Annotated in this window: 13 protein-coding genes; 10 read left to right on the forward strand and 3 right to left on the reverse strand. The window is 59.7% G+C overall.

Going from position 1 to position 15,533, the window contains the following annotated elements; translation table 11 throughout:
- Window positions 1–41: 41 nt before the first annotated feature.
- Genes ABWL43_RS26445 through ABWL43_RS26455 form a run of 3 tightly spaced genes read right to left on the reverse strand, consistent with a single transcriptional unit; the run spans window position 42 to window position 2,507 of the window.
- On the reverse strand, window positions 42–809 hold the full coding sequence (locus ABWL43_RS26445) for a TerB family tellurite resistance protein (protein ID WP_404485417.1): 768 nt from the start codon (window positions 807–809) through the stop codon (window positions 42–44).
- A 1-nt stretch (window position 810) separates the two neighbouring features.
- A complete protein-coding gene (gene murU / locus ABWL43_RS26450; RefSeq protein WP_404485420.1) occupies window positions 811–1,485 on the reverse strand; it encodes an N-acetylmuramate alpha-1-phosphate uridylyltransferase MurU in 675 nt (224 codons plus the stop codon).
- Window positions 1,482–2,507, reverse strand: a complete 1,026-nt coding sequence (locus tag ABWL43_RS26455) for an aminoglycoside phosphotransferase family protein (RefSeq protein ID WP_404485423.1) — start codon at window positions 2,505–2,507, stop codon at window positions 1,482–1,484. Before ABWL43_RS26455 ends, murU begins: the two co-directional genes overlap by 4 nt.
- Window positions 2,508–2,637: 130 nt before the next feature.
- On the opposite strand from ABWL43_RS26455, the gene ABWL43_RS26460 reads away from it, so the two are divergent.
- The 10 genes from ABWL43_RS26460 to ABWL43_RS26505 all read left to right on the forward strand — a co-directional run bounded on the left by ABWL43_RS26460 (window position 2,638) and on the right by ABWL43_RS26505 (window position 15,515).
- Complete coding sequence (locus ABWL43_RS26460; RefSeq protein ID WP_404485426.1) at window positions 2,638–5,451, forward strand: LPS-assembly protein LptD; 2,814 nt, start codon at window positions 2,638–2,640, stop codon at window positions 5,449–5,451.
- Entirely contained in the window at window positions 5,426–6,766 is a 1,341-nt protein-coding gene (locus tag ABWL43_RS26465; protein ID WP_119737679.1) for a peptidylprolyl isomerase, read from the forward strand. The genes ABWL43_RS26460 and ABWL43_RS26465 overlap by 26 nt, the downstream gene beginning before the upstream one ends.
- Window positions 6,763–7,752, forward strand: coding sequence for a 4-hydroxythreonine-4-phosphate dehydrogenase PdxA (gene pdxA, locus ABWL43_RS26470; protein WP_404485429.1), 990 nt, complete (start codon window positions 6,763–6,765; stop codon window positions 7,750–7,752). The genes ABWL43_RS26465 and pdxA overlap by 4 nt, the downstream gene beginning before the upstream one ends.
- Window positions 7,749–8,561, forward strand: coding sequence for a 16S rRNA (adenine(1518)-N(6)/adenine(1519)-N(6))-dimethyltransferase RsmA (gene rsmA / locus ABWL43_RS26475; protein WP_145157458.1), 813 nt, complete (start codon window positions 7,749–7,751; stop codon window positions 8,559–8,561). Before pdxA ends, rsmA begins: the two co-directional genes overlap by 4 nt.
- A gap of 231 nt (window positions 8,562–8,792) precedes the next feature.
- On the forward strand, window positions 8,793–9,173 hold the full coding sequence (gene apaG / locus ABWL43_RS26480) for a Co2+/Mg2+ efflux protein ApaG (protein WP_106575521.1): 381 nt from the start codon (window positions 8,793–8,795) through the stop codon (window positions 9,171–9,173).
- The gene (locus ABWL43_RS26485) at window positions 9,173–10,021 is read left to right on the forward strand and encodes a symmetrical bis(5'-nucleosyl)-tetraphosphatase (protein WP_124418588.1); all 849 of its coding nucleotides are present in this window, start codon (window positions 9,173–9,175) and stop codon (window positions 10,019–10,021) included. Before apaG ends, ABWL43_RS26485 begins: the two co-directional genes overlap by 1 nt.
- 9 nt (window positions 10,022–10,030) lie before the next feature.
- On the forward strand, window positions 10,031–10,360 hold the full coding sequence (glpE, locus tag ABWL43_RS26490; RefSeq protein ID WP_106575523.1) for a thiosulfate sulfurtransferase GlpE: 330 nt from the start codon (window positions 10,031–10,033) through the stop codon (window positions 10,358–10,360).
- A gap of 285 nt (window positions 10,361–10,645) precedes the next feature.
- Window positions 10,646–12,568, forward strand: a complete 1,923-nt coding sequence (locus tag ABWL43_RS26495) for a PrkA family serine protein kinase (protein WP_003194732.1) — start codon at window positions 10,646–10,648, stop codon at window positions 12,566–12,568.
- 113 nt (window positions 12,569–12,681) lie between these two features.
- Window positions 12,682–13,953 (forward strand): YeaH/YhbH family protein, encoded by a 1,272-nt coding sequence (locus tag ABWL43_RS26500; protein WP_106575524.1) that lies wholly within the window; start codon window positions 12,682–12,684, stop codon window positions 13,951–13,953.
- Complete coding sequence (locus tag ABWL43_RS26505; protein WP_404485436.1) at window positions 13,950–15,515, forward strand: SpoVR family protein; 1,566 nt, start codon at window positions 13,950–13,952, stop codon at window positions 15,513–15,515. The genes ABWL43_RS26500 and ABWL43_RS26505 overlap by 4 nt, the downstream gene beginning before the upstream one ends.
- Window positions 15,516–15,533 lie beyond the last annotated feature (18 nt).

Raw genomic sequence — 15,533 nt, forward strand, 5'->3', positions numbered from 1 at the left:
CCAATCAACTGTGGGAGTTGGCAACTCAGGATTTGTGCTGGCTAGCGAAAATCCCGACGCTCGCGAATCAACGCATAAGCGTTATGCAACTCACGGGTTCGCTCGGTCGCTTCGCGCACCTGTGCGGCGCTGGCGCCAGTGCCGGCAATCTTGTCCGGGTGGTGGCGACTGAGCAGGCGGCGATAGGCGCGTTTGATCACACTCGGCTCGCTGGTGGAGGTGACCCCCAAAATTCGCATCGCGTCCTGATAAGCCCCCGCGCGATTGGCCAACGGCTTGCGCTCCTGCACGTAATCGGCAGCCAGCGCCTGCAACTGTTGCGGCGTCCAGCCGAGCCATTTGCCCCACAGGTCGATCAAGTCGCGCTCGGCGTTATCCACCTTGCCGTCCGCCCAGGCCATGCGCCAACAGGCGCGCAGTAAGCCCTCTGCGGCATGGGGCTGGGACTTGAGCACGCGCAGGTAATTGCGCACCCGGTCGGAACCGGACTTGCCCCGATTGAACGCGCTGATCGCCCGGCGCTGGGCCGACTCGGTCATGTCCAGCGCACGCATCTCCTGGCGCGCCTGCTGGATATGCCCATCCACCACGCGGCCATTGCTCTTGGCCAGGCGCCCCAACAGCACGAACAGCAGTTCGTCATTGCGCAACGCCGGGCGTCCGCCCAGCCGCTCGCGCAGTTGCGCCCAACTTTGCAGTTGAAGACGGCGATCCAGCGCCTGCCCCAGCAATGCCCCCAACAAGGCCCCCGGAATACTGGCAATGGCAAAGCCAGCCCCGGCACCGATCAGTGTCCCTGGCCACAACATCTTATTGCCCCGCAGTCAGCAAGGTTTCAACCTGCGCCAGACGCTCCAGCGTGCCGACATCAATCCAGCGTCCCGTCATGTGTTCCCCCGTTACCAGACCTTTGGCCATGGCCGCCCGCAGCAGCGGCGCCAGCTTGAAGGCACCGGCACTGCAACCCGCGAACAATTGAGGGTCGAGCACTGAAATGCCACTGAAGGTCAGGTTATCGGCACCGGGCGCCGCATCATGAAGCAACCCTTGATCCAGGTAGAAATCGCCGCCGGAGGGGTGATGCGCCGGGTTATCCACCACCACCAGGTGCGCCAGGCCCTGAAGTGGCCGGCGCAATTGGGTGAAGTCGTAGTCGGTCCAGATATCGCCATTGACCACCAGGAAGGGCTCGTCCCCCAGCAACGGCAATGCCTGGAAAATCCCGCCGCCGGTTTCCAGCGGCTCGCCTTCGGCCGAATACTGGATGCGCAGGCCAAACTGCGCACCATCGCCCAGGTAGCTTTCGATCTGCTGGCCGAGCCACGCATGGTTGATCACGATTTCGCTGAAGCCGGCCTTGGCCAGCGCCTCAAGGTGATACTCGATCAGCCGCTTGCCGCCCGCCTGCACCAGGGGTTTGGGCGTGTGCAAGGTCAGTGGGCGCATGCGCTCACCCTTGCCGGCCGCCAGGATCATGGCTTTCATACGCTCGCCTCGACAGGTTGGCGCAGGCTGGCGAGCAGTTCGCCCAACTCGCCCAGCTCAGGACGGTCTGCCAGCACCGCTTCTATATAAGCAAAGAAGCGCGGCACGTCCGCCAGGTAGCGTGGCTTGCCGTCGCGATGGCAGATACGCGCGAAAATACCGATCACCTTGAGGTGACGCTGCACGCCCATCAAGTCACTGGCACGCTGGAATTCTTCGAAATCGGCCTGCACGGGAATGCCCAGTTGCCCGGCACGTTCCCAATAGCCCCGCTGCCACGCGCGTACGCGCGCTTTCGGCCAACTGAGGAAGGCATCCTTGAACAGGCACGTGATGTCGTAGGTGACCGGGCCGTAGACGGCGTCCTGGAAATCCAGCACACCGGGGTTCGGTTCGCTGATCATCAGGTTGCGCGGCATATAGTCGCGATGCACCAGCACTTTAGGCTGGGCCAGGGCGCTGTCGATCAAGTGATCGCTGACGCGCTGCCACAAGGCCTGTTGCTGGGTATCCAACTCGATACCCAAGTGCCGGCGAACGTACCATTCCGGAAACAGTTCCAGCTCTCGGCGCAACAAGGCGACGTCATAGCTGGGCAGCGGCGCGTCCATCGGCAATTGCTGAAAAGCCAGCAACGCGTCGATGGCATCGGTGAACAATTGATCGGCGTTTTGCTCGTCAATCACGTCCAGATAGGTTTTTTTGCCCAGGTCATTGAGCAAAAGAAAGCCGCGCGGCAAATCTTCTGCATAAATTTTTGGCACATTTATTCCTGATTTCGCCAGCAAATCAGCGATATCGACGAAAGGTTTGCAGTTTTCCTGGGGGGGTGGCGCGTCCATAACGACGAAACTTTGCCCACCGCCTTCCCACCGGAAGTAACGCCTGAAACTCGCGTCGCTGCTGGCCGCGGTCAATGTGGCCGGGGGTACGGCGCCCCAGTCCTGAGCGTTGAAAAGGATCGGCAACTGCTCATCCAGCCAGACTTTCAGCTGTTGTAAACGTAGATCTTGCTCGGGCATTACAAGGGTCTCCGACGGCGCTAGCCGTCAAGCGGGTCATGCTTTATTATCACGCATCTTTTTCAGACCATCGAGAGGCGTGCGGCCCACACCGCGGGCAGATGGCACGCAGGAAGCCCGGACTAATAAGATGGCATTGAAATCCCCCGCGTTTCGTAGAAAATTTCCGTTGCTGGTAACCGGCAGTCTGCTGGCCATGCAACCTTTCGCCACCTCATTCGTGGTCGCCGCGGAACAGTATGACTGCTCAGTCTCTGCTTCGGGTGCCTGGGATTGCGCGCCAAAAACCGCCGCAGCCCCGTTGCCACCACGCCCGGTGCATGACGGCGCAGCCGTCAGCTCGGCCGGCAGCACGGCGCAAGCCAATGCTGGCGGAAGCGCCGAGGCCGAACCGAAGACCGCTCTGGTCACCGAAGCCAAGGGCCGTGGCCTGCGTTCGCGCAGCGCCGACTACAGCCACCTGGACTGGGTGCCTCGCGAGAAGCTGACCGCAGCCCAACTGGCTGAAACCGGTCCTTATTGCTCCGGCGCGTACATCGAACCGGTTCGTCCTGGTATGAACGACAAGACGAACAAGAGCGATGCGCCGACCTTCATCGGCGCCAAGGCCTCGCGTTACGAGCAGGAACAACAGGTCGCGACCCTGGCCGGTGACGTCGTCATGCGTCAGGGCAGCATGCAGCTGGAGGCTCAGGAAGCCAGCCTGTATCAGGCCGAGAACCGTGGCGAGCTGAACGGCGACGTGCGTCTGCGCGACAACGGCGCCCTGATCGTGGGCGACCATGCCCAGGTCCAGCTCGACACCGGCGCCGCCCAGATCGACAACGCCGAATACGTGCTGCACAAGTCGCGTATCCGCGGTAACGCGCTGTACGCCAAGCGTGCCGAGAACGCGATCATCCGTCTCAAGGACGGTACGTACACCACCTGCGAGCCGGACAGCAACGCCTGGCAACTCAAAGGCAACAACATCACGTTGAACCCGGCCACCGGTTTCGGTACGGCGACCAACGCGACGTTGCGGGTCAAGAACATTCCGATCCTGTACACCCCGTATATCTACTTCCCGATCGACGACCGTCGTCAATCCGGCTTCCTGCCGCCAAGCTTCAGCACCGGCAGCGAAACCGGCTTTACTCTGGTTACGCCGTACTACTTCAACCTGGCACCGAACTACGACGCCACGTTGTACCCGCAGTACATGACCAAGCGCGGCATGATGGTGGAAGGCGAATTCCGCTACCTCACCAAGTCCAGCGAAGGTCAGTTCGGCGGCGCGTACCTGAATGACGACAGCGACGAGCGTAAAGGTCAGAGCGACTACGAAAAAGACCGTTACATGGTCAATTGGCAGCACAAGGGCGGTCTGGATTCACGTGTAGCGACGCAGGTCGACTACACCAACATCAGCGACCCTTACTTCTTCCAGGATCTGAAGACCTACCAAGAAGGTGTTCAGCCGCGAGACTTCGTCAACCAGCAGGGTTCCGTGGCTTATCGCGGCGACGATTTCCAGGCGCGCCTGAACCTTCAGGCCTACCAGTTGGCGACGATCTCTCAGATCACCCCGTATGACCGGTTGCCGCAGATCACCTTCAACGGAATGCTGCCATACCACCCGGGTGGCGTGAACTTCACCTACGAGACTGAAGCTGTCCGGTTTGAACGTAGCCTGGAAAAGGGCACCTTCACCGATGAAGATGGCCTGGTTTCGAATCGACTCGACACATACGTCACAGGCCTGACCCGTGCAAACGGTACTCGTCTGAACGTTGCGCCGGCTGTTGAATACCCGATGAACTGGACCTACGGCTTTATTACGCCGAAGCTCAAGTATGTCTACACCAAGTACGATCTTGACCTGGACAGCACAGGCAAAGACCAGATCATCGCGCAACAGGCTGCGGCCGTTGCAGCGGGCACTCAATACGCCGGCGGTGAATTCAAGAGCTCTCAAGACCGCGCCATTCCAATTGCCAGTATCGACAGCGGCCTGTACTTCGACCGCAACACGAACTGGTTCGGCAAAGACTATCGCCAGACCCTGGAACCACGTGCCTACTATCTCTATGTGCCTAACAAGGACCAGAGCGATATCCCGGTATTTGACACCAGTGAATACTCGTTCAGCTACGCCTCGCTGTTTCGCGATAACCGCTTCAGCGGCTCCGACCGGATCGGCGACGAGAACAAGCTGTCGCTGGGCTTAACCAGTCGCTGGATCGAAGACAACGGTTTCGAGCGTCAGCGCGTGTCCGTGGGCCAGGCGGTGTACTTCAAGGATCGCCAGGTTCAACTTCCAGGCATCCTTGCGTCCGACCGTGCAGATGCACAGTCTGACGTTTCCCCTATTGCCCTGGAATACGAATACCGCTACAACCGCGACTGGCGCGCAACCGCTGACTACAACTGGGATACCGAGGAGCACAGCGCTCGTTCCGGCAGCGCGATGCTTCACTACCAGCCAGAAGACAATCCGAACAAGATCATCAACGTCGGTTACCGCTACCGCAACGACCAAGTGGTCTACAACCAGCTGACCGGCAAATGGCAGTTTGGTGGCGACTACGGCACCGAGGGGCAGCCAAACTTCATCAAGGATTACTACAAAATCCAGCAACACGATTTCTCGATGATGTGGCCGATCATTCCTCAGTGGAACCTGATCACCCGTTGGCAGTATGACTATGCACGCAACCGTACCCTGGAAGCCTTTGGTGGTTTCGAGTACGACAACTGCTGCTGGAAACTGCGCGTCATCAACCGTTACTGGGTTTCCAACGACGAATACAGCCAGATCGCCCCGCTGAACGAAAAGGGTGACCACGGGCTCTTCTTCCAGATCGTCCTTAAAGGACTCGGCGGCCTGACCGGCGCCAAGGTAGAGAGCTTCCTCGACAAAGGCATTCAAGGTTATCGTGAACGTGAAGATCAAGCTTTCTGATTGTCTGCGCCCACTCGTGCTGGGCGCACTGTTCCTGGGGACCGCTTCGGCACACGCTGCGGTCCAGCCGCTGGACAAGGTTGTGGCCATCGTCGATAACGACGTGATCATGCAGAGCCAACTCGACCAACGGGTCAAGGAAGTTCAGCAAACCATCGCCAAGCGTGGCGGCGGCGTACCGCCTACCAGCGTGCTGGACCCGCAGGTTCTGGAGCGCCTGATTGTCGAAAACCTGCAACTGCAGATCGGCGATCGTTCCGGCATCCGTATTTCGGACGAAGAGCTGAACCAGGCGGTCGGTACTATCGCTCAACGCAACAACATGAGCGTTGACCAGTTCCGCGCGGCGCTGGCTCACGACGGTTTGTCCTATGAGGACGCCCGTGACCAGATCCGCCGTGAAATGATCATCAGCCGTGTGCGTCAGCGCCGTGTGGCCGAGCGGGTTCAGGTGTCCGAGCAGGAAGTGAAGAACTTCCTGGCATCGGACTTGGGCAAGATGCAGCTTTCCGAAGAACTGCACCTGGCCAACATCCTGATCCCGACGCCAGACAGCGCCAACGCCGAACAGCTCAATGCTGCCGCCGCAAAAACCCAGGCTGTTTATGACCGCTTGAAAGCCGGCGCTGACTTTGCCCAGACGGCGATTGCCGTGTCCGGCAGTGACAACGCTCTGGACGGCGGTGACATGGGCTGGCGTAAAGCTGCTCAACTGCCACCTCCGTTCGACCGTGAGCTGAGCGCGATGAACGTGGGTGACATTACCCAGCCAGCACGTACGCCAGGCGGCTTTATCATCCTCAAGTTGCTCGGCAAGCGCGGCGGCGAGACCTCGCTGAAAGACGAAGTGCATGTTCGTCACATCTTGGTCAAACCAAGCGAAATCCGTACCGAAGCGCAAACCAAGGAACTGGCCCAGAAGATCTATGACCGCATCGAAGGCGGTGAAGACTTCGCTACATTGGCCAAGAGCTTCTCGGAAGACCCGGGTTCGGCCCTCAACGGTGGCGACCTGAACTGGATCGACCCGAAAGCGCTGGTGCCTGAGTTCCAGGACGTGATGGCCAAGACCCCGCAAGGCGTTCTGTCCAAGCCGTTCAAGACCCAATATGGCTGGCATGTACTGGAAGTCCTTGGCCGTCGCGCCACTGACAACACCACGCAGGCCCGCGAGCAGCAAGCACTGACCGTGTTGCGTAACCGCAAATACGATGAAGAGCTGCAAACCTGGTTGCGTCAGATCCGTGACGAAGCTTACGTGGAAAACAAGCTGCCAGGCGCCGAGCAAACAGGCACCGACCAGGCAGCACAGTGAAACCCCAGCGTTTCGCGGTAACACCCGGCGAGCCGGCCGGCATTGGTCCTGACCTGTGCCTGCTGCTCGCCTCGCACCCTCAGCCACACCCCCTGATAGCCATTACCAGCCGCGACCTGCTCCTTGAGCGGGCCGCGCAACTGGGTGTGGCCGTCAATCTGCTGGACGTGTCGCCGGGCAACTGGCCCGACCTGCCGGCACCTGCGGGCAGCCTGTACGTTTGGGACACGCCGCTTGCAGCCAAGGTGGTTGCCGGGCAACTGAACAAGGCCAATGCGGCCTTTGTACTGGAAACCCTGACGCGCGCCGGTCAAGGCTGCATCGACGGCGACTTCGCCGGCATGATCACCGCGCCGGTACACAAAGGCGTGATCAACGAATCCGGTATTGCCTTTTCCGGCCACACCGAATTCCTCGCCGAGCTGACCCATACCGCTCAAGTGGTGATGATGCTGGCCACACGCGGCCTGCGCGTTGCACTGGTGACGACGCATTTGCCGTTGCGTGATATCGCCGATGCGATCACCGCCGAGCGCCTGGAGCGCGTCACGCGCATCCTGCACGCCGACCTGCAACAGAAATTCGGCATTGCCCAACCGCGCATCCTGGTCTGCGGGCTCAACCCGCACGCCGGTGAAGGCGGCCATTTGGGCCATGAAGAAATCGACATCATCGAACCGACATTAGAGCGTCTGCGCCAAGAAGGCATGGACCTGCGTGGGCCGCTGCCTGCAGACACTCTGTTTACCCCCAAGTATCTGGAGCACTGCGATGCAGTGCTGGCGATGTACCATGACCAGGGACTGCCCGTGCTGAAATACAAAGGCTTCGGCGCCGCAGTCAACGTGACACTGGGCCTGCCGATCATCCGTACCTCCGTCGACCATGGCACTGCCCTGGACCTGGCGGGCAGCGGCAAGATCGATACCGGCAGCCTGCACGTGGCCCTGGAAACCGCCTATCAGATGGCCGAGACCCGTATATGACTGAGCATTACCAACACCGGGCGCGCAAGCGCTTCGGGCAAAACTTCCTGCACGACGCTGGCGTAATCGACCGCATCCTGCGCTCCATCCACGCCAAGCCGGAAGACCGCCTGCTGGAAATCGGCCCGGGCCAGGGCGCCTTGACCCAAGGCCTGTTGGCCAGTGGCGGGCAACTGGACGTGGTGGAGCTGGACAAGGACTTGATCCCGATCCTCAACCAGCAGTTTGCTGACAAACCCAATTTCAATCTGCACCAGGGCGACGCGCTGAAGTTCGACTTCAACAGCCTTAATGCCGCCCCCAACAGCCTGCGGGTAGTGGGCAACCTGCCGTACAACATCTCCACGCCGCTGATTTTTCACCTGCTGAACAACGCAGGGATCATCCGCGACATGCACTTCATGCTGCAAAAAGAAGTGGTTGAGCGTTTGGCGGCCGGCCCTGGCGGTGGTGATTGGGGCCGTCTGTCGATCATGGTTCAGTACCATTGCCGCGTTGAGCACCTGTTCAATGTCGGCCCTGGCGCGTTCAACCCGCCGCCGAAGGTCGACTCGGCCATTGTGCGCCTGGTGCCTCACGCCGTGCTGCCGCACCCGGCCAAGGATCACAAACTGCTGGAGCGCGTGGTACGCGAGGCGTTCAACCAACGCCGCAAGACCCTGCGCAACACGCTCAAGGCACTGCTCAGCAACGCCGAAATCGAAGCCGCCGGCGTCGATGGCAGCCTGCGCCCCGAGCAACTGGACCTGGCTGCGTTTGTGCGTCTGGCTGATCAGCTTGCGATCCAGCCCGCGCCGACCGTGGAATAAGCTGTAACTCGATACAAATGTGGGAGCGGGCTTGCCCGCGATGGCGGTGCATCAGTTACACATTCAGTGACTGACACTGCGCATTCGCGGGCAAGCCCGCTCCCACATTTGCTCAGCGTTATACCGATAACGCTTGCCGGCTGCCCGACACATGTCTGGCCTAGTGCCCTCCTCATGGCCTAGACTGATCCGCACCTGCTGTCCTCCGCTTTTGCTTTTAAGGCCTCTTGCATGTCCGATCCTCGCTACCAGATCGACGTCAGCGTCGTCACCCGCTTCCTGGCGGACCAATCGCAACCCGAACACAACCGTTTCGCCTTTGCCTACACCATCACGGTGAAGAACAACGGGCAGGTGCCGGCCAAGCTGCTGTCGCGCCATTGGGTGATCACCGACGGTGACGGCCAGGTCGAGGAAGTGCGCGGCGCCGGCGTGGTTGGCCAGCAGCCGTTGATCGACATTGGCGCCAGCCATACGTATAGCAGTGGCACGGTGATGACCTCCAAAGTCGGCACCATGCAGGGCACTTATCAGATGAAAGCCACTGACGGCAAACTGTTCGACGCTGTCATCGCGCCCTTCCGCCTCGCCGTGCCGGGAGCCCTGCACTGATGACGACGTACGCGGTCGGCGACCTGCAAGGCTGCCTGGAACCCCTCAAGTGCCTGCTGGAGCGAGTTGCCTTCAACCCGGCGAGCGACCGCCTGTGGTTGGTGGGTGACCTGGTCAATCGCGGGCCCGAATCCCTGCAAACCCTGCGCTACTTATATAGCCTGCGTGATTCGCTGGTATGCGTACTGGGCAACCACGACCTGCACCTGCTGGCGGCCGGCAATAACATCGAGCGCTTGAAAAAGGGCGACACGCTGCGCGAGATCCTCGAAGCGCCGGATCGTACCGAGCTGCTGGAGTGGCTGCGTCGGCAAAAGCTTATGCATTACGACGAAGGCCGCAACATGGCTTTGGTCCATGCGGGCATCCCGCCCCAGTGGACGGTGAAAAAAGCCCTTAAGTGCGCCGCCGAAGTCGAGAGCGCCCTGGCCGATGACAACCTCTACACCGCCTTTCTCGACGGCATGTACGGCAATGAGCCGGTCAAGTGGGACAACGACCTTACCGGCGTGGCCCGCCTGCGCGTAATCACCAACTACTTCACCCGCATGCGCTTCTGCACCGCCGAAGGCAAGCTGGACCTCAAGAGCAAGGAAGGCGCCGACACCGCCCTGCCCGGCTACAAACCCTGGTTCGCCCACAAGGAGCGCAAGACCCGTGACACGAAGATCATCTTCGGCCACTGGGCAGCCCTTGAAGGCAAATGTGATGAACCCGGCGTGTTCGCCCTCGACACCGGCTGCGTGTGGGGCGGCGCCATGACCCTGATGAACATCGACACCGGCGAGCGCCTGAGCTGCCAGTGCGAATCCCCCCTTTCTGTGACACAGCCGGCCGCCAAGCCATAGGAGCCCGCCATGAGCGAATTCAAACGTATCCCTCCCGAACAAGCCCAGGCGCTGCGCGAGCAAGGCGCGGTGGTGGTCGACATCCGCGATCAGCCGACGTATGCGGCCGCGCATATCAGCGGTGCGCAACATTTGGATAACACCAACATTGCCGACTTCATCCGTGCCGCCGACCTCGACGCGCCGGTGATCGTCGCCTGTTACCACGGCAACTCCAGCCAGAGCGCGGCCGCCTACCTGATCAGCCAGGGTTTCTCTGACGTGTATAGCCTGGACGGCGGCTTTGAGCTGTGGCGTGCGACCTATCCTGCAGAAATTGCCTCAGGCGATTCGCAATAATTTTTTTCACACCCCGCTACCCCGCGTGAAGCTTGGGCTCGCGCCGTTTCTGACGAACGGCGCAGCCAAACTAATTACGTATCCCGCCTTGACCTCCCGGATTCCGAACTATCCTTAAGCGCAGGCCATCCGAATCAGGGGAGAGCCGGTACACCGGCGTGCGGGTCATCGGTAACGTTTCAGGGTGTTTGGGGGGAAAACGGCCATTGGTTGATCACCAATGACTGCCAGCATCGACTGATTGACCCGGCGTCGGCTCCACGTATCGAGCGAGGTGACGACGTCATGAGTATCTTTAGCCACTTCCAACAACGCTTCGCGTCCACACAGCAGGAAGAACTCACGCTGCAAGAGTATCTCGAGCTGTGCAAACAGGACCGCAGTACCTACGCGTCTGCCGCCGAACGTCTGCTATTGGCGATTGGTGAGCCGGAGCTGGTGGAAACCGCGAATAATTCGCGTCTGTCGCGAATATTTTCCAACAAGGTGATCCGCCGCTATCCGGCCTTTGAAGACTTCCACGGCATGGAAGAATGCATCGACCAGATCGTCTCCTACTTCCGCCACGCCGCCCAAGGCCTGGAAGAGAAGAAACAAATCCTCTACCTGCTCGGCCCCGTCGGCGGCGGTAAATCATCTCTGGCTGAAAAGCTCAAACAGCTGATCGAGAAGGTGCCCTTCTACGCGATCAAGGGCTCGCCGGTGTTCGAGTCGCCTTTGGGCCTGTTCAACGCCACGGAAGATGGCGCGATCCTCGAAGAAGACTTCGGCATTCCACGGCGCTACCTCAACACCATCATGTCGCCCTGGGCCACCAAGCGCCTGGCCGAGTTTGGCGGTGACATCAGCCAGTTCCGCGTGGTGAAACTCTACCCGTCGATCCTCAACCAGATCGGCGTGGCAAAAACCGAACCGGGCGATGAGAACAACCAGGACATCTCGGCGCTGGTGGGTAAGGTCGATATCCGCAAACTCGAGGAATTCCCGCAGAACGACGCCGACGCCTACAGCTACTCGGGCGCGCTGTGCCGGGCCAACCAGGGCCTGATGGAATTCGTGGAGATGTTCAAGGCGCCGATCAAGGTGCTGCACCCACTGCTGACCGCCACCCAGGAAGGCAACTACAACAGTACCGAAGGCCTGGGCGCGATTCCGTTCACCGGGATCCTGCTGGCCCACTCCAACGAATCGGAATGGCACACCTTCCGCAACAACAAGAACAACGAAGCCTTCATCGACCGGATCTACATCGTCAAGGTGCCCTACTGCCTGCGCGTCAGCGATGAGATCAAGATCTACGACAAGCTGTTGTTCAACAGCTCGCTGGCCAAGGCGCATTGCGCGCCCGATACCTTGAAGATGCTCGCCCAGTTCACCGTGCTGTCGCGCCTCAAGGAGCCGGAGAACTCGAACATCTATTCGAAGATGCGCGTGTACGACGGCGAAAACCTCAAGGACACCGATCCCAAGGCCAAGTCGATCCAGGAATACCGCGACACCGCGGGCGTGGATGAAGGCATGAACGGCCTTTCCACTCGTTTCGCGTTCAAGATCCTGTCCAAGGTCTTCAACTTCGACCCGCACGAAATCGCCGCCAACCCGGTGCACCTGCTGTACGTGCTGGAACAGCAGATCGAACAGGAACAGTTCCAGGCCGAAACCCGCGAGCGCTACCTGCGCTTCCTCAAGGAATACCTGGCGCCGCGCTACATCGAGTTCATCGGCAAGGAAATCCAGACCGCCTACCTGGAGTCCTACAGCGAGTACGGCCAGAACATCTTCGACCGTTACGTGCTGTATGCGGACTTCTGGATTCAGGACCAGGAATACCGCGATCCGGAAACCGGCGAAATCCTCAACCGTGTGGCCCTCAACGAGGAACTGGAGAAGATTGAAAAACCCGCCGGCATCAGCAATCCGAAGGATTTCCGCAACGAAATCGTCAACTTCGTGCTGCGCGCCCGCGCCAACAACAACGGCAAGAACCCAACCTGGCTCAGCTACGAGAAGCTGCGGGTGGTCATCGAGAAGAAAATGTTCTCGAACACCGAGGATCTGCTGCCGGTTATCAGCTTCAACGCCAAGGCCAGCAAGGAGGACCAGCAAAAACACAACGACTTCGTCACTCGAATGGTCGAGCGTGGCTACACCGACAAACAGGTACGGCTGCTCTCCGAGTGGTACCTGCGGGTTCGTAAATCACAGTAAGGCAGCGACAGGCGTGTACTGCCGGGCCTTTGGCCTGGCAGCTGACCGCTTGTCTCTAAGCTTCCAGCTCGCGGCTTGAAGCTTGTAACGTGAAGCTGCCCGGAGGGCTCCCCATGAGCTATGTGATCGACCGACGCCTCAATGGCAAGAACAAGAGCACGGTAAACCGCCAGCGTTTCCTGCGGCGTTACCGTGACCACATCAAAAAGGCCGTTGAAGAGGCCGTCAGCCGCCGCTCCATCACCGACATGGAGCATGGCGAGCAAATCAGTATTCCTGGACGCGACATTGACGAACCGGTGCTGCACCACGGTCGCGGCGGCAAACAGACCGTCGTGCACCCGGGCAACAAGGAGTTCACCACCGGCGAACATATCCAGCGCCCCCAAGGTGGCGGCGGCGGTAAAGGCCCAGGTAAAGCGGGCAATTCCGGCGAAGGCATGGACGAGTTTGTGTTCCAGATCACCCAGGAGGAATTCCTGGAGTTCATGTTCGAAGACCTGGAGCTGCCCAACCTGGTCAAACGCAACCTGACCGGCACCGACACCTTCAAGACCGTGCGCGCCGGCATCAGCAACGAAGGTAACCCTTCCAGGATCAACATCATCCGCACGCTACGCTCGGCCCATGCCCGGCGTATCGCGCTGTCAGGCAGCAGCCGCGCCAAATTGAAACAGGCGAAGGAAGAGTTGGCGCGCTTAAAACGCGAAGAGCCAGACAACTTCGGCGATATCCAGGCAATCGAGGCAGAAATCGAGAAGCTCAGCGCGCGCATTCACCGCGTGCCGTTTCTCGACACCTTCGACTTGAAATACAACCTGCTGGTCAAACAACCCAACCCCAGCTCCAAGGCCGTGATGTTTTGCCTGATGGACGTGTCCGGCTCGATGACCCAGGCGACCAAGGACATCGCCAAGCGCTTTTTCATCCTGCTGTATCTGTTTCTGAAGCGGAACTACGACAAGATCGACGTGGTGTTCATCCGCCATCACACCAGCGCCCGGGAAGTCGACGAAGAGGAGTTTTTCTACTCGCGGGAGACCGGCGGCACCATCGTATCCAGTGCGTTGAAACTGATGCAGGAGATCATGGCCGAGCGTTACCCGGCCAATGAATGGAATATCTACGCAGCTCAGGCGTCCGACGGCGACAACTGGAACGACGACTCGCCGATCTGCCGCGATATCCTGATCAACCAGATCATGCCGTTTGTGCAGTACTACACGTACGTCGAAATTACTCCCCGTGAGCACCAGGCCCTGTGGTTCGAATATGAGCGTATCGGTGAAGCCTTTGCCGACACGTTCGCCCAACAGCAACTGGTCTCGGCCGGCGATATCTACCCGGTCTTCCGTGAACTCTTCCAGCGCAGGTTAGTGACATGACCGCCAAAAAAGAGCATAAGCGCCAACCCATTTCCACCGGCTCCGAGTGGACCTTTGAACTGATCCAGGCCTATGACCGGGAAATCAGCCGCATCGCGGCAGGTTATGCCCTGGACACCTACCCCAACCAGATCGAAGTGATCACCGCCGAACAGATGATGGATGCCTACGCCTCGGTCGGCATGCCGTTGGGTTATCACCATTGGTCCTACGGCAAACACTTCCTGAGTACGGAGAAGTCCTACACACGCGGCCAGATGGGCCTGGCCTACGAGATCGTCATCAACTCCGACCCGTGCATCGCCTACCTGATGGAAGAAAACACCATCTGCATGCAGGCGTTGGTGGTCGCCCACGCGTGCTACGGGCACAACAGCTTTTTCAAGGGCAACTACCTGTTCCGCACCTGGACCGATGCCAGTTCGATCATCGATTACCTGGTGTTCGCCAAGCAGTACATCATGCAATGCGAGGAACGCCACGGCATCGACGCGGTTGAGGACCTGCTCGACTCCTGCCATGCGCTGATGAACTACGGCGTTGACCGCTACAAGCGCCCGTACCCGATTTCCGCCGAGGAAGAGCGCCTGCGCCAGAAGGAGCGCGAGGAGCACCTGCAGAAGCAGATCAACGACCTGTGGCGCACCATTCCGAAGAAAACCGGGAAAAACAGCGATAAAGACAATGCGCGCTTCCCCGCCGAACCTCAGGAAAACATCCTGTATTTCCTGGAAAAACACGCGCCACTGCTGGAGCCATGGCAGCGCGAAATCGTACGTATCGTGCGCAAGATCGCCCAGTATTTTTATCCACAGCGCCAAACCCAAGTGATGAACGAAGGCTGGGCGACGTTCTGGCACTACACGTTGATGAATGACCTGTACGACGAGGGCCTAGTCACCGACGGCTTTATGATGGAGTTCCTCACTTCCCATACCAGCGTGGTGTTCCAACCCGGCTTCGACAGCCCGTACTACAGCGGCATCAACCCCTACGCGCTGGGCTTTGCCATGTACCGCGACATCCGGCGCATGTGCGAACACCCCACCGAAGAGGATCGCCGCTGGTTCCCGGAAATCGCCGGCAGCGATTGGTTGTCGACCATCAAGTTCGCCATGAGCAGCTTCAAGGACGAGAGCTTCATCCTGCAGTACCTTTCACCCCAGGTAATTCGCGACCTCAAACTGTTCAGCATCATGGATGACGACCTCAAGGACGACCTGCTGGTGCCGGCAATTCACGACGAGCCCGGCTACCGCACCATCCGCGAGACATTGGCGGCGCAATACAACCTGGGCAACCGCGAGCCTAACGTGCAGATCTACAGCATCGATGTGCGCGGCGACCGCTCGTTGACCCTGCGTCACCAGCAGCACGACCGCAAACCCTTGGGCGAATCCACTGAGGAAGTGCTCAAGCACCTGCATCGGTTGTGGGGCTTCGATATTCATCTGGAAACCCTGCAGGGCGACCAGGTGATGAAGACTCACCATGTGCCACCGCGCAGTGATCACGGCGACAACGACTACGGCCGCCTGGACCTCGCCGTCGTTCATCTCTGACACAGCAAAGCCTCCATT

The sequence above is a fragment of the Pseudomonas sp. HT11 genome, assembly GCF_044875395.1.
Lineage (GTDB): Bacteria > Pseudomonadota > Gammaproteobacteria > Pseudomonadales > Pseudomonadaceae > Aquipseudomonas.